The 18,234-nt window shown below is 50.0% G+C and carries 30 protein-coding genes (1 of these 30 running past the window's edge); 28 read left to right on the top strand and 2 right to left on the bottom strand.

The annotated features are described in order from the left end of the window. Window positions 1-19 precede the first annotated feature (19 nt). The 27 genes from rplN (at window position 20) to U9M73_RS14650 (ending at window position 16,339) form a co-directional block, all read left to right on the top strand. Window positions 20-388: a 50S ribosomal protein L14 gene (gene rplN, locus U9M73_RS14780; protein WP_009226648.1), complete on the top strand. Its 369-nt coding sequence runs from the start codon at window positions 20-22 to the stop codon at window positions 386-388. A gap of 52 nt (window positions 389-440) precedes the next feature. Continuing rightward, on the top strand, window positions 441-794 hold the full coding sequence (rplX, locus tag U9M73_RS14775; RefSeq protein WP_009226649.1) for a 50S ribosomal protein L24: 354 nt from the start codon (window positions 441-443) through the stop codon (window positions 792-794). 33 nt (window positions 795-827) lie between these two features. Further along, complete coding sequence (gene rplE, locus U9M73_RS14770; RefSeq protein ID WP_009226650.1) at window positions 828-1,370, top strand: 50S ribosomal protein L5; 543 nt, start codon at window positions 828-830, stop codon at window positions 1,368-1,370. Between the two features lie 44 nt (window positions 1,371-1,414). Beyond that, on the top strand, window positions 1,415-1,600 hold the full coding sequence (locus tag U9M73_RS14765) for a type Z 30S ribosomal protein S14 (protein ID WP_009226651.1): 186 nt from the start codon (window positions 1,415-1,417) through the stop codon (window positions 1,598-1,600). Between the two features lie 31 nt (window positions 1,601-1,631). Beyond that, window positions 1,632-2,030, top strand: coding sequence for a 30S ribosomal protein S8 (rpsH, locus tag U9M73_RS14760; RefSeq protein WP_009226652.1), 399 nt, complete (start codon window positions 1,632-1,634; stop codon window positions 2,028-2,030). Window positions 2,031-2,060: 30 nt separating this feature from the next. Next, complete coding sequence (gene rplF / locus U9M73_RS14755; protein WP_009226653.1) at window positions 2,061-2,603, top strand: 50S ribosomal protein L6; 543 nt, start codon at window positions 2,061-2,063, stop codon at window positions 2,601-2,603. Between the two features lie 84 nt (window positions 2,604-2,687). Further along, window positions 2,688-3,056, top strand: a complete 369-nt coding sequence (gene rplR, locus U9M73_RS14750) for a 50S ribosomal protein L18 (RefSeq protein ID WP_323077858.1) — start codon at window positions 2,688-2,690, stop codon at window positions 3,054-3,056. Between the two features lie 28 nt (window positions 3,057-3,084). Next, window positions 3,085-3,582 (top strand): 30S ribosomal protein S5, encoded by a 498-nt coding sequence (gene rpsE, locus U9M73_RS14745; protein ID WP_009226655.1) that lies wholly within the window; start codon window positions 3,085-3,087, stop codon window positions 3,580-3,582. Window positions 3,583-3,594: 12 nt separating this feature from the next. Beyond that, the gene (rpmD, locus tag U9M73_RS14740; protein ID WP_009226656.1) at window positions 3,595-3,780 is read left to right on the top strand and encodes a 50S ribosomal protein L30; all 186 of its coding nucleotides are present in this window, start codon (window positions 3,595-3,597) and stop codon (window positions 3,778-3,780) included. 53 nt (window positions 3,781-3,833) lie between these two features. Beyond that, window positions 3,834-4,274: a 50S ribosomal protein L15 gene (rplO, locus tag U9M73_RS14735; protein WP_009226657.1), complete on the top strand. Its 441-nt coding sequence runs from the start codon at window positions 3,834-3,836 to the stop codon at window positions 4,272-4,274. Beyond that, entirely contained in the window at window positions 4,274-5,575 is a 1,302-nt protein-coding gene (gene secY, locus U9M73_RS14730) for a preprotein translocase subunit SecY (RefSeq protein ID WP_085279071.1), read from the top strand. The genes rplO and secY overlap by 1 nt, the downstream gene beginning before the upstream one ends. 98 nt (window positions 5,576-5,673) lie before the next feature. Then, window positions 5,674-6,318 (top strand): adenylate kinase, encoded by a 645-nt coding sequence (locus tag U9M73_RS14725; protein ID WP_016310721.1) that lies wholly within the window; start codon window positions 5,674-5,676, stop codon window positions 6,316-6,318. Between the two features lie 5 nt (window positions 6,319-6,323). Beyond that, window positions 6,324-7,076: a type I methionyl aminopeptidase gene (gene map / locus U9M73_RS14720; RefSeq protein ID WP_009226660.1), complete on the top strand. Its 753-nt coding sequence runs from the start codon at window positions 6,324-6,326 to the stop codon at window positions 7,074-7,076. 3 nt (window positions 7,077-7,079) lie between these two features. Next, complete coding sequence (locus U9M73_RS14715; RefSeq protein WP_009226661.1) at window positions 7,080-7,394, top strand: KOW domain-containing RNA-binding protein; 315 nt, start codon at window positions 7,080-7,082, stop codon at window positions 7,392-7,394. A gap of 2 nt (window positions 7,395-7,396) precedes the next feature. Next, window positions 7,397-7,612 carry a translation initiation factor IF-1 gene (gene infA / locus U9M73_RS14710; protein ID WP_007132547.1) on the top strand — a complete coding sequence of 72 codons (216 nt, stop codon included), beginning with the start codon at window positions 7,397-7,399 and terminating at the stop codon, window positions 7,610-7,612. A gap of 165 nt (window positions 7,613-7,777) precedes the next feature. Further along, window positions 7,778-7,891, top strand: a complete 114-nt coding sequence (gene rpmJ, locus U9M73_RS14705; protein WP_003333770.1) for a 50S ribosomal protein L36 — start codon at window positions 7,778-7,780, stop codon at window positions 7,889-7,891. A gap of 21 nt (window positions 7,892-7,912) precedes the next feature. Further along, the gene (gene rpsM / locus U9M73_RS14700; RefSeq protein WP_009226662.1) at window positions 7,913-8,281 is read left to right on the top strand and encodes a 30S ribosomal protein S13; all 369 of its coding nucleotides are present in this window, start codon (window positions 7,913-7,915) and stop codon (window positions 8,279-8,281) included. Between the two features lie 19 nt (window positions 8,282-8,300). Continuing rightward, a complete protein-coding gene (gene rpsK / locus U9M73_RS14695) occupies window positions 8,301-8,696 on the top strand; it encodes a 30S ribosomal protein S11 (protein WP_009226663.1) in 396 nt (131 codons plus the stop codon). A gap of 132 nt (window positions 8,697-8,828) precedes the next feature. After that, complete coding sequence (locus U9M73_RS14690) at window positions 8,829-9,773, top strand: DNA-directed RNA polymerase subunit alpha (RefSeq protein ID WP_009226664.1); 945 nt, start codon at window positions 8,829-8,831, stop codon at window positions 9,771-9,773. A gap of 37 nt (window positions 9,774-9,810) precedes the next feature. Beyond that, window positions 9,811-10,176, top strand: coding sequence for a 50S ribosomal protein L17 (rplQ, locus tag U9M73_RS14685; protein ID WP_009226665.1), 366 nt, complete (start codon window positions 9,811-9,813; stop codon window positions 10,174-10,176). A 114-nt stretch (window positions 10,177-10,290) separates the two neighbouring features. Beyond that, the gene (truA, locus tag U9M73_RS14680; RefSeq protein WP_009226666.1) at window positions 10,291-11,076 is read left to right on the top strand and encodes a tRNA pseudouridine(38-40) synthase TruA; all 786 of its coding nucleotides are present in this window, start codon (window positions 10,291-10,293) and stop codon (window positions 11,074-11,076) included. A gap of 273 nt (window positions 11,077-11,349) precedes the next feature. Then, complete coding sequence (gene rplM / locus U9M73_RS14675) at window positions 11,350-11,787, top strand: 50S ribosomal protein L13 (RefSeq protein WP_009226667.1); 438 nt, start codon at window positions 11,350-11,352, stop codon at window positions 11,785-11,787. 20 nt (window positions 11,788-11,807) lie between these two features. Then, a complete protein-coding gene (rpsI, locus tag U9M73_RS14670; RefSeq protein ID WP_009226668.1) occupies window positions 11,808-12,200 on the top strand; it encodes a 30S ribosomal protein S9 in 393 nt (130 codons plus the stop codon). A 209-nt stretch (window positions 12,201-12,409) separates the two neighbouring features. Beyond that, a complete protein-coding gene (locus tag U9M73_RS14665; protein ID WP_009226669.1) occupies window positions 12,410-13,102 on the top strand; it encodes a phosphoadenylyl-sulfate reductase in 693 nt (230 codons plus the stop codon). Window positions 13,103-13,141: 39 nt separating this feature from the next. After that, window positions 13,142-14,314, top strand: coding sequence for a sulfate adenylyltransferase (gene sat / locus U9M73_RS14660; RefSeq protein WP_323077808.1), 1,173 nt, complete (start codon window positions 13,142-13,144; stop codon window positions 14,312-14,314). 94 nt (window positions 14,315-14,408) lie between these two features. After that, complete coding sequence (gene cwlD, locus U9M73_RS14655) at window positions 14,409-15,179, top strand: N-acetylmuramoyl-L-alanine amidase CwlD (RefSeq protein ID WP_323077807.1); 771 nt, start codon at window positions 14,409-14,411, stop codon at window positions 15,177-15,179. A 44-nt stretch (window positions 15,180-15,223) separates the two neighbouring features. Continuing rightward, window positions 15,224-16,339, top strand: coding sequence for an Mrp/NBP35 family ATP-binding protein (locus U9M73_RS14650; RefSeq protein WP_323077806.1), 1,116 nt, complete (start codon window positions 15,224-15,226; stop codon window positions 16,337-16,339). A gap of 51 nt (window positions 16,340-16,390) precedes the next feature. Here the strand turns inward: U9M73_RS14650 and gerD are convergent, their stop codons facing one another. Continuing rightward, the gene (gene gerD / locus U9M73_RS14645) at window positions 16,391-17,185 is read right to left on the bottom strand and encodes a spore germination lipoprotein GerD (protein WP_009226673.1); all 795 of its coding nucleotides are present in this window, start codon (window positions 17,183-17,185) and stop codon (window positions 16,391-16,393) included. 138 nt (window positions 17,186-17,323) lie between these two features. Between gerD and U9M73_RS14640 the strand changes: the two genes are divergently transcribed. Next, window positions 17,324-17,932, top strand: a complete 609-nt coding sequence (locus tag U9M73_RS14640) for a KinB-signaling pathway activation protein (RefSeq protein ID WP_009226674.1) — start codon at window positions 17,324-17,326, stop codon at window positions 17,930-17,932. A 22-nt stretch (window positions 17,933-17,954) separates the two neighbouring features. Here U9M73_RS14640 and pdaB read toward each other — a convergent pair whose 3' ends face one another. Continuing rightward, window positions 17,955-18,234, bottom strand: the end of a protein-coding gene (gene pdaB / locus U9M73_RS14635; RefSeq protein ID WP_009226675.1) for a polysaccharide deacetylase family sporulation protein PdaB. It continues 530 nt past the right edge of the window; 280 of the gene's 810 nt are visible here — the last part of the coding sequence; the start codon falls outside the window, past its right edge — the gene reads right to left on this strand; the stop codon is at window positions 17,955-17,957.

Below are 18,234 nucleotides of genomic sequence, written 5' to 3'. Positions count from 1 at the left end.
CCGAAAGGAGGAAATATCCATGATTCAACCATTTACACGTTTGCAGGTTGCTGACAACTCCGGCGCGAAGGAACTGATGTGTATCCGCGTTTTGGGTGGTACGGGTCGTCGTACGGCACAAATCGGAGATCTGATCGTTTGCTCCGTCAAACAAGCAACACCAGGCGGCGTTGTCAAAAAAGGTGATGTAGTTAGAGCGGTAGTCGTTCGTACGAAACGTTCGGTTCGTCGTAAAGACGGTTCCTACATCGCATTCGACGAAAACGCAGCAGTTGTTGTTAAAGAAGATAAGAGCCCACGCGGAACGCGTATCTTCGGACCTGTTGCCCGTGAACTTCGCGACAAGGACTTTATGAAGATCGTTTCCTTGGCTCCGGAAGTTATCTAAGAACACCCCATAAGCCAACGGGGAGCCCGATTTAACAGGAGGTGTAAACCAAGTGCCTAGACTGAAGAAGATTCTTGAATCTCATAACAATAAGCTGCACGTCAAAAAGGACGACACGGTTATCGTGATTTCCGGTAAAGACAAAGGCAAAAAAGGCCGCGTCATCGCCGCATATCCTCGTGAAAACCGCGTGCTTGTGGAAGGCGTGAACATGGTTAAGAAACATCAAAAACCAAACCAACTGAACCCACAAGGCGGCATCATCGAGAAGGAAGCTCCGATTCACGTTTCGAACGTTATGCACGTTGATCCGAAGAGCGGAAAAGTAACCCGTATCGGTTACAAAGTATTGGACAACGGCAAAAAAGTTCGCGTAGCGAAGAGATCCGGAGAAGTAATCGACTAATCGAGAAACGTTAAGAAAGGAGGTCCATGATTCATGGCAGCAAGATTGAAAGAACGCTTTTTGAACGAAGTAACACCTGCTTTGATTCAAAAATTCAACTATACAACCGTAATGCAAGTGCCGAAGATCGAGAAAGTGGTTATCAACATGGGTGTTGGTGACGCTGTAGCGAACTCGAAGGTACTTGATTCCGCAGTAAACGATATGCAGCTGATCGCTGGTCAAAAGCCGGTTATCACCCGCGCAAAGAAATCTATCGCTGGTTTCAAACTGCGTGAGAACATGCCGATCGGTGTGAAGGTAACTCTTCGCGGAGACCGCATGTATCATTTCCTTGACAAACTGTTTAACGTAACGCTTCCGCGTGTCCGTGACTTCCACGGTGTATCGACGAAAGCATTTGACGGTCGCGGTAACTATACGCTGGGCCTGAAAGAGCAACTGATCTTCCCTGAGATCGAATACGATCAAGTGGATAAAGTACGCGGTATGGATATCGTCATCGTAACGACGGCGAAAACCGACGAAGAATCCCGCGAGCTCTTGAGCGGGCTCGGCATGCCGTTTGCTAAGTAATCCGTCCATTTTCTCCGAAAATTATTTAGGAGGTGTCAGGCTAAGTGGCTAAAACTTCGATGAAAGTTAAACAACAACGTACACCTAAATTCAAAGTTCGGGCTTACACCCGGTGTGAACGTTGTGGTCGCCCACATTCGGTATTGCAAAAGTACAAAATTTGCAGAATTTGCTTCCGTGAATTAGCTTATAAAGGCCAGATTCCTGGCGTGAAAAAAGCAAGCTGGTAATTAATCAACAACGGGAAGGAGGTTTACACGTATGACTATGTCAGATCCAATTGCAGATATGCTTACTCGTATTCGTAACGCCAACACGGTGCGTCACGAGACGGTTGAACTGCCTGCGTCCACGATCAAGAAACAAATCGCTGAGATCCTGAAGCGTGAAGGTTTCATCCGTGACGCTGAATATATCGATGATAACAAACAAGGGATCATCCGTATTTTCCTGAAATACGGCCCGAACAACGAACGCGTTATCTCTGGACTTAAGAGAATCAGTAAACCAGGCCTTCGCGTGTACACGAAAAGCAATGAAATTCCTCGTGTCCTCGGCGGCTTGGGTATCGCGATTATCTCCACTTCCAAAGGTGTCATGACTGACAAGGAAGCTCGTCAGTCCAAAGCCGGCGGCGAAGTCCTCTGCTACGTTTGGTAATTTACGTCTTATAACAAGGAGGTGCAATACATGTCTCGTATTGGTCGCAAACCAATCACAGTACCAAGTGGTGTGGATGTCACACTTGATAATAGCGTCATTACAGTTAAAGGTCCGAAAGGTACTTTGACTCGTGAGCTTCACAAGGACATCAAGGTAACGGTTGAAGGTAACGTCATTACCGTTGAACGTCCTTCTGACAATAAATTACATCGTTCCCTGCATGGCACGACCCGTTCCGTTGTCAGCAACATGGTCAGCGGGGTAACGGAAGGTTTCTCCAAATCGCTCGAGCTGGTTGGTGTCGGTTACCGCGCAAGCTTGTCCGGCAAAAAACTGGTTCTGAACGTTGGTTACTCCCATCCGGTAGAAATTACGCCGGAAGAGGGCATCGAATTCGAAGTACCTTCGAATACGAAGATCATCGTTAAAGGGATCAATAAAGAACGCGTAGGCGAATATGCCGCTAAAATTCGTTCTGTCCGTGAGCCTGAGCCATATAAAGGCAAAGGGATCAAGTATGAAGGCGAACGCATTATTCGCAAGGAAGGTAAAGCCGGTAAGAAGAAATAAGTTTCTTCTTAACGTGCCTAGCCTTCTGGCGTCTTGAAACGAAATGTCCGATAGCGGTAAACCGAAGGGAGTGAAATGGAAGTCATGATTACAAAAGCTGATAAGAACAAAGCACGTCTGAAAAGACATCTGCGTGTACGTAAGAAAGTCCAAGGAACGGCAGTTCGTCCAAGACTGAACGTATACCGTTCTTCCAAACATATCTACGCTCAACTGATCGACGACGTAGCAGGCGTAACGGTGGCTAGCGCATCGACGGTCGATAAAGAACTGAGCGGTTCGATCGGTAACGGCGGCAACGTGGAATCCGCTCGTAAAGTGGGCGAATTGATCGCAAAACGCGCACAAGCGAAAGGATACAAGAGCGTTGTTTTTGACCGTGGAGGATATCTGTACCATGGACGGATTCAGGCGCTGGCTGACGCAGCCCGCGAAGCAGGCCTGGAATTCTAAAAATCATCACTAAAAGGAGGTTAACGACTTGCGTGTAGATCCGAACACTTTAGAACTGACAGAAAGAGTTGTAAACATTAACCGCGTAGCTAAAGTAGTTAAAGGCGGACGCCGTTTCAGCTTCAGTGCACTCGTGGTTGTCGGCGACGGCAAAGGCTGGGTTGGCGCTGGGATCGGTAAGGCAGGCGAAGTACCTGACGCGATCCGTAAAGGCATTGAAGATGCGAAGAAAAATCTTGTGCATGTTCCGCTCGTAGGTACTACGATCCCTCACCAAGTAATCGGGCATTTCGGAGCTGGCCGCGTTCTGTTGAAACCGGCATCCGAAGGTACCGGGGTTATCGCCGGCGGTCCAGTTCGTGCGGTTCTTGAACTGGCTGGCGTAGGCGACATTTTGACTAAATCTTTGGGTTCTTCGAATTCCATCAACATGGTCAACGCGACTTTGGAGGGCTTGTCCCGTCTGAAACGTGCTGAGGATGTTGCGAAATTGCGCGGTAAAACCGTCGAAGAACTTCTCGGTTAAGGAGGGAATCTCATGGCTAAACTGCAAATTACCCTCGTGCGTAGTTTGATCGGTCGTCCGGAGAACCAACGTACTACCGTGAAAACCTTGGGTCTTCGCAAAATTAACCAATCCGTTGTTCACAACGATAACCCAGCCATTCGCGGCATGGTGAATCAAGTGAGCCACCTGGTTTCGGTTAAAGAAATCGAAGGCTAAGGATAGCGTAAGCTTATTAATTGCCAACAATAAATAAGGAGGTGCAACGAACGATGAAGTTACATGAGCTTTCCCCAGCTCCTGGTTCCCGCCACACGCGCAAACGTGTCGGCCGCGGTACAGGCAGCGGTATGGGTAAAACATCTACTCGCGGTCACAAAGGTCAAAACGCTCGTTCCGGCGGTGGTGTGCGTCCGGGCTTCGAAGGCGGTCAAAACCCGCTGTATCGTCGCTTGCCAAAACGCGGGTTCATCAATCCGACGCGGAAAGAGTATGCGATTGTGAACATCGAAGATTTGAACAACTTTGCGGCGGATACGGAAGTAACTCCTGAGCTGTTGTTTGAACAAGGAATCGTGAAAGACGCGAAGAGCGGCATCAAGATTCTCGGCAACGGTGAAGTTACTGTCAAACTGACAGTTAAAGCGAATAAGTTCTCCCAATCTGCGGTAGAGAAAATCGAGGCTGCCGGCGGTAAAACCGAGGTGATCTAATGTTTAAAACCATTAAGAACATATGGCATGTTCAAGACCTTCGCAACCGCATCTTGTTTACGTTGTTTATCTTCCTCATTTACCGGATCGGTTCCTTCGTTCCGGTTCCGGGCGTTAATAAAGAGGTCTTTGAGGCGACAAACAACGCAGCAGGAAACAACTTGTTAGGGCTCTTGAACACCTTCTCGGGCGGCGCCCTGAAGAACTTCTCGATCTTTGCCCTCGGGATCATGCCTTATATCACGGCTTCCATCATCGTACAGCTCTTGTCGATGGACGTCATTCCGAAATTTGCGGAATGGGCTAAGCAAGGGGAACACGGTAAGAAGAAAATGGCCCAAGTGACCCGTTACGGAACGGTCATTTTGGCCCTCATTCAGGCGTTTGCTACGTCGATTGGTTTTAACCGTTTGTACAATACGGATATGGTGCCGAATGCAACTTTTGGTGACTATCTCGTCATCGCCATCGTGTTGACAGCCGGTACTTCTTTCCTGATGTGGTTAGGTGAGCAGATTACCGAAAGAGGGATTGGTAACGGGATCTCGCTGATTATCTTTGCCGGGATCGTTGCCTCCATCCCTACGCACATTACGACGATTGCGCAATCGGATTTTATCATTGAAGGCCAGCCTTTCATCAATGTGGTGAAATCCATCGCGATTCTCTTGGTGTGCATCTTGATCGTCATCGGTGTTATCTACGTACAACAAGCGATCCGGAAAATCCCGGTCCAATACGCAAAGCGTGTGGTAGGTAACAAAATGTATGGCGGGCAGAATACGCATATTCCGCTCAAGATCAACGCTGCCGGCGTGATTCCGGTCATTTTTGCAGTTTCCTTGCTGCAATTCCCGGTCGTGATCGCCAGCTTCTGGTCGACGCACGCTTGGGCGCAGTGGATTACGACCCATTTGTCTACCAACCGTCCGCTTGGGATGGTGCTTTATGTGATCATGATCATCGGCTTTACGTTCTTCTATACGTTCGTGCAGATGAACCCGCAGCAGATGGCTGAGAACATGAAGAAAAACGGCGGCTACATTCCAGGGATCCGTCCTGGTAAAGCGACGGAAACCTATTTGACTCGGGTGTTAACCCGTTTGACGATGACCGGTGCGCTTTTCCTTGCTGCCATCTCCATTCTCCCTATGGGATTGGGGGCTATCGCAGGGTTGCCAAGCACGGTCTTGATCGGCGGTACATCGATCCTCATCGTGATCGGCGTTGCGCTGGATACGATGAAGACGATTGAAGGCCAATTGATCAAACGTCACTATAAAGGTTTTATCAATAAATAGTCGGTAGGTACCAGGAACAGAGGACGTGCAAACGTCCTTGCCTGGCACCTAACTGAGCTATTTCTTGTTGTAGAGAAGTGTTGGAGGGAGTGAGAAACATGAACCTACTATTCATGGGGCCTCCCGGAGCAGGAAAAGGAACACAAGCCGAGACAATCGTTAACGAATTCGGTATTCCTCATATCTCTACCGGCGACGCATTTCGCCTGGCAATCAAACAGGGAACACCTGTGGGGATGAAAGCGAAGGAATATATGGATCAGGGACTGCTCGTGCCTGATGATGTGACAGTGGGGATCGTTCGCGAACGCTTGCAGCAGCCCGATTGCGAAAAAGGTTTCTTATTGGACGGTTTTCCAAGAACCCTTTCGCAAGCGGAATCGCTGGATGAGCTGCTTGATAGCATGGGTCGCAAGCTGGACCACGTCATCAACCTGAAAGTGGACCGGAACAAGCTGCTGGCGCGGCTGACGGGACGCCGGATTTGCAAATCCTGCGGCGCCACTTATCATGTGATCTTTAATCCTCCGGGGCAGGAAGGTGTTTGTGATAAATGCGGCGGCGAGTTATACCAACGCTCGGATGATAACGAAGAGAGCGTAGGAACTCGTTTGGACGAATATATCAACAAAACCGCACCGCTTCTGAAGTTCTATGAAGATAAAGGCCTGTTGCGTCAGGTAGATGGTGAACAGGAAATCGATGCGGTTTCGAAGGAAATCGTGTCACTACTGCGAGGTTAGGTGTAATGATCATTTGTAAATCCGAAACGGAACTAGGCTTTATGCGAGAAGCTGGGCGGATCGTCGCGGAAACGCACAGGCTCATGGCCCAAGCGATTGAGCCTGGAATTACGACGGGAGAACTCGATCAACTCGCCGATAAATACATTCGCAGTCAGGGCGCCGTGCCGTCCTTTAAAGGTTACAACGGTTTTCCTTACAGCATTTGCGCTTCGGTCAACGAAGAATTGGTACACGGATTTCCCGGCAAACGCAAATTGAACGAAGGCGATATCATTACATTGGATATCGGCGCGGAGTACCGTGGTTTCCATGGGGACTCGGCGTGGACGTATCCGGTAGGTAAAATTTCGGAGGAAGCCAAGCGACTCTTGGAGGTCACCGAAGGTTCCTTGTATGCGGGCCTTGCGCTCGTTAAACCGGATGTTCGATTGTACACGATCTCGCATGCAATTCAGCAATTCATCGAAGCTGCCGGTTTTTCCGTCGTTCGGGAATATGTGGGTCATGGCATTGGCGCGAGCTTACATGAAGAACCGCAAATTCCGAATTATGGTTTGCCCGACCGGGGCCCGCGGCTTAAGCCGGGGATGGTCCTGGCGATCGAACCGATGGTTAACATGGGGAAGCGATATGTTAAAACGCTGGAAGACAACTGGACAGTGGTTACGGTGGATGGCTCGTTGTGCGCTCACTTTGAGCATACGGTAGCTGTTACACCGGACGGGATGGAAATTTTCACGAAGCTGGATGCGTAGGTGATGAACGTGAAAGAGCGCTCAGCGCCGCAAATCGGTCAGTTGGTGAAAGTTCTCAAAGGCAGGGATGCCGGTGCGATTTATGTGATTGTCGGGATTCTGGACGACAAATTCGTCTGGATCGCGGACGGAAACAAACGGAAGTTTGATGGACCCAAACGTAAAAATGCCCAGCATCTTGAACTACTGCCCATAGTTAGCAGCGAGGTTGTTCATAGTTTGCAGGAAAGCGGACGGGTGACGAACGGGAAACTGCGGCATGCAGTTCTTGCTTATCAGAAGTCCGCCAATTCTATGGCTGAAGAGAAAGGAGACTGACTGTGGCTAAAGAAGATGTCATTGAAGTCGAAGGTACGGTCATTGAACCGTTGCCGAATGCAACCTTTAGAGTAGAGTTGGAGAATGGTCATCAAATTCTCGCTCACGTTTCCGGTAAGTTGCGGATGCACTTTATCCGCATTTTGACGGGAGACAAAGTGGTCGTTCAGCTTTCGCCATATGATTTGACGAAAGGCCGGATCACTTACCGCAAATAGACTATACCCATTACGGTAAAGTTGTGGTACAATATTCAGGTTGAGTTGTTTCAGAGAGTAGTTTATGATTAGAATGCGTGCGATTGGATTTTTGCTTTCGCAAAATAAGAACGTATGCTTTCGATCCCAGTTTTACTTCTGTAAAACTTTTAGGAGGTAATCAGCATGAAGGTAAGACCTTCTGTAAAGCCGATTTGCGAAAAATGCAAAGTCATTCGTCGCAAAGGCAATGTCATGGTGATTTGCGAAAATCCGAAACACAAACAAAAACAAGGTTAATTGAAGGGGGTGTAGCGTAAAATGGCACGTATTGCTGGTGTGGATTTGCCACGTGATAAACGCGTTGAGATCGCCTTAACTTACATTTTCGGAATCGGTAAAACGACTTCCCAGAAAATCCTGAAAACAACAGGCATCAATCCGGACACTCGTGTTCGTGATTTGACGGAAGATGAGGTTAGCAAACTACGCGAAACGATCGACAAAACGGTCAAGGTTGAAGGTGACCTGCGTCGTGAAATTTCCTTAAATATTAAACGTTTGATCGAAATTGGCTGCTACCGCGGAGTGCGTCATCGTCGCGGCTTGCCGGTTCGCGGACAACGTACGAAAACGAATGCCCGTACTCGTAAGGGTCCTCGTCGTACTGTAGCGAACAAGAAGAAATAAGAAGGGGGGATAACAGACAATGGCTAAACCAAAGAAAGTCGTACGTACGAAACGTCGTGACCGGAAAAATATTGAATCTGGTGTGGCTCATATCCGCTCCACGTTCAATAACACGATCGTCACCATTACGGATCCACACGGTAACGCGATTTCCTGGGCGAGCTCCGGCGGTCTTGGATTCAAAGGTTCCCGTAAGTCGACTCCGTTTGCTGCGCAAATGGCTGCTGAATCTGCTGCCAAAGCTGCGATGGAACATGGCATGAAAACCGTTGAGGTTATGGTTAAAGGCCCTGGTGCCGGCCGTGAGGCCGCTATCCGCTCCTTGCAAGCGGCAGGCCTTGAAGTCAACATGATCAAAGACGTTACTCCAATTCCTCATAACGGCTGCCGTCCTCCAAAACGCCGCCGCGTTTAATGAAGCCGCGCTGAAGCCGTGGTATAACACCAGCGTCAATTGGGAACAATGGATGTTTAGGCATACTACGTTACGAACTTCAGCACCTTAGGCAGATTGAAAGGAACGACGTTTTGAAGGAGGGGTACTTTCGTGATAGAAATCGAAAAGCCAAAAATCGAGACCGTAGAAGTTAACGATGAAGGCACCTATGGGAAATTTGTAGTAGAACCACTTGAACGTGGGTATGGCACCACACTGGGCAACTCGCTTCGCCGGATTTTGCTCTCTTCTCTGCCGGGTGCTGCGGTAACCTCGGTCCAAATCGATGGAGTTCTGCATGAATTCGCGACCGTACCGGGCGTTATGGAGGACGTTACGGAGATCATCCTGAACCTGAAAGCACTCTCGCTGAAAATTCATTCGGATGAGGAGAAGATCCTCGAAATCGATGCAGAAGGCGAAGGTGTTGTTACGGCAGGAGATATCCGTGCGGACAGCGATGTGGAAATTTTGAATACGGATCTGCATATTGCTACGCTTGAACCGGGTTCGAGACTTCACATGCGCATCTACGCAGGCCGCGGACGTGGTTACGTTCAGGCAGATCGAAATAAACGAGATGATCAACCGATCGGTGTCATTCCCGTCGATTCGATCTATACCCCGATTACTCGGGTCAATTACGTGGTAGAGAATACCCGGGTTGGCCAAGTGACCAACTACGACAAGCTTACGCTTGAAGTGTGGACCGATGGCAGTATCAGACCTGAAGAAGCGGTAAGCCTCGGCGCGAAAATTTTGACCGAGCATCTCTTCTTGTTCGTAGGCCTTACGGACGAAGCGAAAGACGCGGAAATCATGGTCGAGAAGGAAGAAGACAAGAAAGAAAAAGTGCTTGAAATGACGATTGAAGAGCTTGATCTCTCCGTTCGTTCCTATAACTGCCTCAAACGTGCCGGTATCAATACGGTACAAGAGCTTACGACGAAAACCGAAGAAGATATGATGAAGGTACGTAACCTTGGTCGCAAATCTTTGGAGGAAGTTCAAGAGAAGCTCCAAGAGTTAGGTTTGGGATTGCGCACTGAAGAATAAGTTGACTTGAATCGTTCTAGCGAAGGAGGGAAAACTCATGGCATACCAAAAGTTGGGCCGCGATTCCAGCGCACGTAAAGCATTGTTCCGTGACCTGGTAACCGACCTGTTCTTATACGAACGCATCCAAACGACGGAAGCGAAGGCGAAAGAAGTTCGTTCGATCGCTGAGAAGCTGATTACCAAGGCAAAACGTGGTGACCTGCATGCCCGTCGTCAAGTGGCAGCTTACGTTCGTCGCGAATCGATCGATGGCGAACAGGATGCAATCCAAAAGCTGTTCACCGAACTGGCAACTCGTTATTCCAGCCGTCCAGGCGGATACACTCGTATCCTGAAGCTGGGACCTCGCCGCGGCGACGCTGCTCCTATGGTTTATCTGGAACTGGTAGATCGCGCGTAATTCGGGGATTCCCCAATCTAGCGTGTAAAACTCTCTGTCGGCTCGCCTTACGGCTAAGCTTTCGGAGAGTTTTTTTATTGAGAAAATGTGTGGCCTTGAGAAAGGAAGGGACCGATGCGCAACTTGCTGATGACCGTCAGCTATGACGGAACCAACTATTTCGGCTTTCAGACCCAACCGGGCGGAAATACGGTTCAGGATCATATTGAGGGAGCCATCCGCCAATTAACGGGAGAAACGGTGAAAATCCATGGCTCTGGACGAACCGACGCCGGGGTGCATGCCAGGCAGCAGCCATTTCACTTTCACACCGATTCGCGTATTCCCGTGGAACGTTGGTGTTTGGCGCTTAATGCGCGTCTTCCTTCCGATATCCGCGTGTTGACGGCTCGGGAGGTCCCTCTGACCTTCCATTCACGGCATTCGGCCAAGCGGAAAACCTACCGCTACACCATTAATACCAACCGATTCCCGGACGTGTTCCAACGGAACTATCAGTTTCATCATCCCGGACAACTCAATGTTGATGCTATGCAGGCAAGTCTGCCGTATTTGGTTGGTACCCACGACTTCACTTCGTTCGCCTCGCGTCAGTCCACGAAGCTAAGCCATGTTCGTACGATATATGATGCCCGGATCGTGGTGGATTCATTAGCAAAAATACCTGGAACAACGGGCCAGGGGATTGTCCATTTTTATGTCACGGGGAGCGGATTCCTGCAGCATATGGTCCGAATCATCGTTGGCACCTTAATCGAGATCGGTGAAGGCAAACGTACGCCTGAATCGATCCAGGCGATTTTGGAGGCGAAAGACCGGACTGCCGCAGGCCCAACGGCCGAGAGCAAAGGGCTGATGCTCTGGAGTGTGGAATACGAAGAAGAAGATTTGTGTGATTGAAGCGGTTGAGGCTGGAAGCTTGATTTTTTCGGGATAACCTTTGAAAAAGGCTTGCGTATTAACTTGGCTTCCTGTAAAATAAAAGTTGTGTTTTCTTGATGGCTATCCCACAGCCCCCAGTCAAGAAAGCCGCTTAAACAAGAATTTTATGCTTGCTAAACATGAATGAAACGATCGAAGATAAATCTGCTGACTTTGGTCAAGCGACCCGAAGAGCATGATCGTGTTCAGCAGGATGAACCATTTCGGACGAATTTGAAGGAGGATCTTTACATGCGTACCACTTATATGGCGAAGCCAGGCGAAGTAGAGCGCAAATGGCACATCATCGATGCCGAAGGCAAAACGCTGGGCCGCTTGGCTAGCGAAGCTGCAGCTCTTATCCGCGGTAAACACAAACCACAATTTACTCCACATGTTGACTGCGGCGACTTTGTGATCGTCATCAACGCGGAGAAAATCGCCCTGACCGGCAAAAAGCTCGATAACAAAAAATATTATCGTCATTCCCTGCATCCGGGCGGTTTGAAAGTGACCGTTGCCAAGGATTTGCTGAGAACGAAACCTGAACGTGTAATTGAGTCCGCCGTTCACGGCATGCTGCCTAAAACTCGCCTTGGCGAGAAAATGAAGCTGAGACTGAAAGCTTACGCGGGCACTGAGCATCCACATGCGGCACAAAAACCTGAAGTTTACGAACTTCGCGGATAATTAAAAGGGAGGACAGTTTCATGGCACAAGTACAATACTATGGGACAGGTCGTCGTAAACATTCGGTAGCTCGTGTTCGCCTTGTACCGGGTGAAGGACGCATTGTCATCAATAAACGCGACATCAACGATTATTTTGGTCTGGAAACGCTGAAGCTGATCGTAAAACAACCGCTGACTTTGACGGAAACGCTGGGTAACTACGACGTTATCGTCATCGCTCATGGCGGCGGTATCTCCGGTCAAGCTGGCGCAATCCGCCACGGGATTTCCCGCGCACTGCTCAAAGCAGATCCGGAACTCCGTCCTGCATTGAAGAAAGCAGGCTTCTTGACGCGTGACCCACGGATGAAAGAACGGAAGAAATACGGCCTCAAAGCAGCTCGCCGTGCTCCTCAGTTCTCGAAACGTTAATCTTTATATTGCATACGAAAGTCCCTTTCCGTTTTGGAAAGGGGCTTTTTTGCGTTTATATTGAAGGTTTCTTCGGACTTTTTTTCATTTTGGATTTTTTAGTATTGACTTCTAGGGGGAATGCCATATACTTTTAAATATAATTCAAATCTGATTAGTTGGAATAATCGTATGCCTTGTTTAACCTGATGCGGGAGGTCTGAAGAAAAGTGAATTTATTGGAAAAAGAGCAGTTGATTGCGGCCAGGGCCGAGGAATTTGAGTCGTTATCCCCCCAAGAAATCCTCGCCTGGGCGGTAGAGACGTTTCCGAATATCGCCTTTGCCTGCAGCTTTGGGGCTGAGGATGTCGTTTTGGTCGATATGCTGCAGCAAATCAGCCCGTCTACCGACATTTTTTACTTAGACACGGATTTTCATTTTAAAGAGACTTATGAGACGCGGGACGCGATTGCGGCCAAATACGGACTGGAATTTGTACGGGTATCCCCTACGTTAACGCCGGAGGAACAGGCGCAGAAGTATGGGGAGGAACTGTGGAAGTCGGATCCTAACGCTTGCTGCAACCTGCGTAAGGTTGAGCCGCTGACGCGGGTGTTGGGCCGCTACGAGGCATGGATCACAGGGATTCGCCGCGACCAGGCGCCAACCCGGGCAAATGCGAAGAAAATTGAATACGACACTAAGTTTGGTCTGGTGAAGTTTAATCCTATCGCCAACTGGACCTCGGACGATGTATGGAACTACATTCGCGAGCATCAGCTCATTTATAATCCTTTGCACGACCGCAATTATCCTAGCATTGGCTGCGAACATTGTACCCGTCCGGTAATGCCAGGAGAAGATCCACGCGCAGGACGCTGGTCTGGAACGGAAAAGACGGAATGCGGACTACATCAATAAACGGTGAGGAGAAAAAAATCAGAAGTGGGGGAGATACGGGTGACGTCAATATTACCGCATGGTGGGAGCCTGATTAACCGGGTTGTGACCGGACCACAACGAGAAAGCCTCCTGGAACAGGCGAAGGGCCTTCCGGCCATTCTCATTAATAACTGGACGATTTCGGACCTGGACCTCATTGGGGTGGGGGCATTTTCGCCATTAACCGGGTTTATGAACGAAGACGATTATCGGTCGGTTGTCGATCGCATGAGGCTGGCTGACGGAACGGTATGGAGCATCCCGATTACCCTCTCCGTAGCCCGGGTACAAGCGGAAAGCCTGGAAATTGGAGAACAGGTCGCGTTGGTTGGTGAGCAGGACGGCGTTGTTTACGGTCTGCTTGAGATTGGCAGTATCTATTCCGTTGATCAGGCAGAGGAAGCACGCAAAGTGTTCAAAACCGATGATCCTGCACATCCCGGAGTGAAGAAGCTGCTGGAACGTTCGCCTTACTACGTTGGCGGTTCGATTCAGGTGTTGAACCGGCCCGAACCGGCGCGGTTTAAGGAGTTTTATTTTGATCCGGCGGAGACGCGGCGGATCTTTGCTGAGAAGGGTTGGAGAACGGTGGTAGGGTTCCAGACCCGCAATCCGGTTCACCGGGCACATGAATATATTCAGAAGAGTGCGATGGAAATCGTGGATGCGTTATTCCTGAATCCGCTGGTTGGCGAGACAAAATCGGACGACGTACCGGCAGATGTTCGGATGAAGAGCTATTTGACTCTGCTGAAACACTACTATCCCGCAAATCGCACGTTTCTAGGGGTGTTCCCGGCAGCCATGCGGTATGCCGGACCACGTGAAGCGATTTTCCATGCGATGGTTCGCAAAAATTACGGATGTACGCATTTTATCGTAGGCCGCGATCATGCGGGGGTTGGCGATTACTACGGCACGTATGAGGCCCAAGAAATTTTCTCGAACTTCACGCCCGAGGAGCTGGGCATCACGCCGCTGTTCTTTGAACACAGCTTCTTCTGTACGAAATGCGGGAATATGGCTTCCAGCAAGACCTGCCCGCATCCGAAAGAGGATCATCTGACCTTGTCCGGCACGAAGGTTCGCGGCTTGTTGCGCGATGGGATTTGTCCGCCGCCGGAATTTACCCGGCCGGAGGTTGCCGAGGTCCTGATCGAAGGGATGAAGCAGCAGGTTCAACCAACTTAATTCACGGGGGTTAGCTTAGCCCTGCATGAGTCATATTTGTCCACCTTGTCCCATATCATGAGTAATGTCATGAAGGGAGAAAGGTGGCTTTTTTATGCGCGATCGAGATAAGGTGACGTTATGGATTTCTCTGAACCACATCAAAATAGCGCTGATCGGCGTGGGTCTGGCTGCCGTGATCCTTGGGTTGGCCTTCTACCGAGTGCCGGCGCAGAAAGCCTGGAATTATTGGAGCCTCCCGCTGGCGGGTCAAGTGATCGCCCTGGATGCTGGCCATGGCGGACCGGATGGCGGAGCCAGCAGTAAACAGGGGCTGATCGAGAAAGACATCAATCTCGCCGTCTCTTTATATCTGCGCGATTATTTGCAGCAGGCGGGTGCGGTTGTCGTCATGACCCGCGAGGAGGACAAGGACTTGGCAGCGGCGGACACGAAGGGCTACAGCAAACGGAAGACCGAGGATTTAATGACCCGGGTCCGTTTTATTGAGGAACAGCAGGCCGATCTGCTCGTGAGTATACACATGAACAGCATTCCTTCTCCGCGCTGGCGAGGCGCGCAAACGTTCTATTACCCTAATCATGCGGATAACGCAAATCTGGCTGCGCTCGTACAGGAAGAGCTTCGACGGAATCTGGAGAACACTGACCGGGTTGCGAACCGTGCGGATAAGAAGGTGTATCTGATTGAAGCGATGAAGATTCCAGCTGTCCTGGTGGAGGTGGGGTTCTTGTCGAATCCAGAGGAAGCGGGGCTGCTTGGGACGGAATCGTACCAGCGGAAAGTAGCCGCTTCCATTTATCAGGGGATCTTGCGATATTATTCTGGAGAAAAAGTACAAACCCCGGCAGAGGATGTCAGGTAATGTTATAATAGACCTAACTATCTGATGAAGTCGAGGTGCTGTCAGTGATTACGAAGGAGCAGCTTCAGGCAACGTTACGCCCGGTTGCAGAACCAACCACAGGTCTCAGTCTAGTCGACCTCCAGTGGATTCGCGATATCATGATTAAGGAAGACCGCGTCTCATTAACCGTTGTCGGCTTTGAGAAAGGCAGTGCGGCACAGGTGGAAGCCGAACGGGAGATCCGCTTCCGCTTATCCGAAGCGGGGATGAAGGATGTTCATCTTCGCTTCCGTGAAGCTTCGGAGCAGGAACGCGAGGCAGCGTTTAGCGCGGCTCGTCAACCTTCGGATTCATCCCATAGTGAACGCAGCGAACTGAAGGGGCATGGGGCAGGTCTGGAAGGGGTGCCGATTCTTGACCCTAGATCTGGCGTTCAATTTATTGCTGTTGCCAGCGGCAAGGGCGGAGTGGGCAAATCTACCGTCACGGTAAATTTGGCGGCGGCCCTGGCGCGTCAAGGCAAGAAGGTTGGCTTAATTGATGCCGACATCTATGGCTTTAGCGTTCCCGATATGATGGGGATCGAAGAGGCACCGCTGGTAGAGAACGGCCAAATCTTGCCCGTAGAACGCTTTGGTGTCAAGGTCATGTCGATGGGCTTCTTTATCCAGGACAATAACCCTGTGATTTGGCGGGGACCGATGCTGGGGAAAATGCTTCGGCAATTTTTCAGCGATGTCCAGTGGGGCGATTTGGATTATATGCTGCTTGATTTTCCGCCGGGTACAGGGGATATCGCTCTAGACGTACACCAGATGATTCCGCATAGCAAGGAGATTATCGTCACCACCCCGCATGCCACTGCAGCTTTTGTTGCTGCCCGGGCCGGGGCAATGGCGCTGCGCACGGAACATGAAGTGCTGGGCGTCGTCGAAAACATGGCTTACTACGAGTGCTCCAAATGCGGCGAGAAGGATTATGTCTTCGGACGCGGCGGCGGCGCTCGTTTGGCGGAGTCCTTACATACCGAATTGCTGGCGCAATTCCCGCTGGGAGCGCCGGATAACCATCCGTCCGAGCCGGACTTTTCTCCGTCGGTGTACAAAGCGGAGACCCCGGTTGGTCGGCTGTATGACGAGCTGGCACAGCGCATCGTGCTGAAATGCAAAAAAGACTGACCCTTAACGGGTCGGTCTTTTTTTGGGGGGGGATGAGCGTTAGCTTGCGGCTTAAGAAGATCCACCGCTGCCTTCGCCCTCTTTGCTTTGGCCGCCTTCATCGCCGCTGCCTTCGTCACCGCCGCCTTCGTCCTGCTTAGGCTCTTTTTCCACCTTCGGCTGCAGTTGCTCTTGAACGACGGTTTTCAACAGCTCAAGCACTTCCAATTTGAACAACGGACTTTGCATCGCTTCCTGCATGACCGTCATGGATTGCTTGCGGTAATCCGGCGTCTTGGTTAAATCGAGGAACATCTTCATGACTTCCGGCGATTTCAGGATTTCGCTGATCGATTTCTGATAAGTAGGGTCTTTGATCAGCTGCATATGGAGCTCTTTGCTTTGGGCGTTGATCGCCTTCGCAAAATCCCCGGCAAACTGCGGATCGGTCATGATCTTCTCGATTTCCTTCTTGTATTCCGGGGAAGTAATCGTCTCCTTGACAGCCATACGCACCTCATTGGAGGTTTGGGACGGGAGAATCATCTTCACCCCAAACGTTCCGCCTCCGCTGCTTCCTCCGGATCCGCCCGACCCGGAACCGGAATCAGAACCGGACTCCGAACCGGATTCTGAGCCGCTGCTTCCGCTTCCGCTTTCGCTGCTGCTTGGAGGATTGCTTAACGCCTCATATATAGCCTTTTTACCTTCGTCAGTCTTAAGAATATCGATAACCATCGATTTCGTTTCTTTATATCCCCCACCCTGGGAAGAGGAGGGGGAGCTTTGTTCAGAACCGCAGGCTGCAAGCGGAAGAGTGAATGTACATAAGAAGCATAAAATCCAACGGGTACCCCGCCATTTCATGGTTCCCTTCCTCCTTATCATCATTGCTGAAGTTAGTATGCGGCTTAAAAACGGAAATATCCCAACGAAAAGCTTAAAAACAATGGTTTTTTACCGGGATCGTTGGTAAAATATTTCGTTAGTGGAGGTGGAAGGGGCTTGAACTTAAAAAAGTGGCTTTACTTATTTGGGACAACCTTAGCCGTAGGGGCGGCGGGGTCGCTGATGGTCGGGCTGTTGCTGCAATGGACCGATACCCTGCAATATAAAGGCCTGACCGATATTTTGGTCAATGTCGGGATATTACTTGGCGTTGGCATTATGGTTAGCGTGTATTCCCAAATGGGCTTTTTCGCATATTTAATGATCAATTATATGGGGAACGGTGTCTTCTCCAGAAGAACATGGCAATATGTGCAGCTGGTCTTAACCGCTTTAGCGCTGCTGGAGCTGATGTTCCTGCGGATATTCGTGGGCGGCGAGAAGAACGGGTTTTCCGACCTGATCCTTGGCATTATCATTCTTATTGTGGCTGTGGGAACTGCGTTTTATAAGGCCAAATTGACGAATGCAACCGCCTGGATTCCCACGTTGTTCTTTATGATTGCAGTTACGATCGTGGAAACTGTCGGCGTATTGAAGATTGGTGTCAATTCCGCGACGGCTTGGATTGTTGCGCCATTAATCGCATGTAATGCTTACCAGATCTTAATTCTACAGCGAGTGTTGAACTCTGGAAATTCAGAAACACAAAAAAGCCCAGCCTAAACTGGGCTTTTTTGCTACAAATTCACAAACCGACAGCGTATTCCAACTGCTTCTTCAGCCACGCTTGATCGCGGACTTCGTTGCCTTGAACGCTGGCTTCCTGCAGCAGATCCGTTACGGTCACAAACTCATAGCCTTGCTTCCGCAGCTCATCGATGATGATCGGCAACGCCTCGTGCGTCTGCTTCACCGAATCGCTGGCATGCAGGAGAACGATATCTCCGGGATGGGCTTTCTTAACGACGCGGTCAACGATGGTTTGAACCCCTTTGTTCATCCAATCCTGGGAGTCAGTATCCCAT

Origin of the sequence: Paenibacillus phoenicis (assembly GCF_034718895.1) — a bacterium.
Taxonomy (GTDB): domain Bacteria; phylum Bacillota; class Bacilli; order Paenibacillales; family Paenibacillaceae; genus Fontibacillus; species Fontibacillus phoenicis.
Note: the sequence above shows the minus strand (reverse complement) of the source record. Positions and strands in the feature narration are given on the sequence as shown.

What these genes read in the sequence shown, in the direction of transcription:
- rpsM (WP_009226662.1), top strand. Translation starts at nt 7,913, where the DNA reads ATGGCACGTATTGCTGGTGTGGATTTGCCACGTGATAAACGCGTTGAG.
- cwlD (WP_323077807.1), top strand. Translation starts at nt 14,409, where the DNA reads ATGCGCGATCGAGATAAGGTGACGTTATGGATTTCTCTGAACCACATC.
- rpsK (WP_009226663.1), top strand. Translation starts at nt 8,301, where the DNA reads ATGGCTAAACCAAAGAAAGTCGTACGTACGAAACGTCGTGACCGGAAA.
- rpmD (WP_009226656.1), top strand. Translation starts at nt 3,595, where the DNA reads ATGGCTAAACTGCAAATTACCCTCGTGCGTAGTTTGATCGGTCGTCCG.
- rplR (WP_323077858.1), top strand. Translation starts at nt 2,688, where the DNA reads ATGATTACAAAAGCTGATAAGAACAAAGCACGTCTGAAAAGACATCTG.
- rpsH (WP_009226652.1), top strand. Translation starts at nt 1,632, where the DNA reads ATGACTATGTCAGATCCAATTGCAGATATGCTTACTCGTATTCGTAAC.
- rplQ (WP_009226665.1), top strand. Translation starts at nt 9,811, where the DNA reads ATGGCATACCAAAAGTTGGGCCGCGATTCCAGCGCACGTAAAGCATTG.
- rplO (WP_009226657.1), top strand. Translation starts at nt 3,834, where the DNA reads ATGAAGTTACATGAGCTTTCCCCAGCTCCTGGTTCCCGCCACACGCGC.
- gerD (WP_009226673.1), bottom strand. Translation starts at nt 17,185, where the DNA reads ATGAAATGGCGGGGTACCCGTTGGATTTTATGCTTCTTATGTACATTC.
- rplM (WP_009226667.1), top strand. Translation starts at nt 11,350, where the DNA reads ATGCGTACCACTTATATGGCGAAGCCAGGCGAAGTAGAGCGCAAATGG.
- rplF (WP_009226653.1), top strand. Translation starts at nt 2,061, where the DNA reads ATGTCTCGTATTGGTCGCAAACCAATCACAGTACCAAGTGGTGTGGAT.
- secY (WP_085279071.1), top strand. Translation starts at nt 4,274, where the DNA reads ATGTTTAAAACCATTAAGAACATATGGCATGTTCAAGACCTTCGCAAC.
- truA (WP_009226666.1), top strand. Translation starts at nt 10,291, where the DNA reads ATGCGCAACTTGCTGATGACCGTCAGCTATGACGGAACCAACTATTTC.
- rpsI (WP_009226668.1), top strand. Translation starts at nt 11,808, where the DNA reads ATGGCACAAGTACAATACTATGGGACAGGTCGTCGTAAACATTCGGTA.
- U9M73_RS14715 (WP_009226661.1), top strand. Translation starts at nt 7,080, where the DNA reads ATGAACGTGAAAGAGCGCTCAGCGCCGCAAATCGGTCAGTTGGTGAAA.
- rpmJ (WP_003333770.1), top strand. Translation starts at nt 7,778, where the DNA reads ATGAAGGTAAGACCTTCTGTAAAGCCGATTTGCGAAAAATGCAAAGTC.
- rplE (WP_009226650.1), top strand. Translation starts at nt 828, where the DNA reads ATGGCAGCAAGATTGAAAGAACGCTTTTTGAACGAAGTAACACCTGCT.
- map (WP_009226660.1), top strand. Translation starts at nt 6,324, where the DNA reads ATGATCATTTGTAAATCCGAAACGGAACTAGGCTTTATGCGAGAAGCT.
- rplN (WP_009226648.1), top strand. Translation starts at nt 20, where the DNA reads ATGATTCAACCATTTACACGTTTGCAGGTTGCTGACAACTCCGGCGCG.
- U9M73_RS14725 (WP_016310721.1), top strand. Translation starts at nt 5,674, where the DNA reads ATGAACCTACTATTCATGGGGCCTCCCGGAGCAGGAAAAGGAACACAA.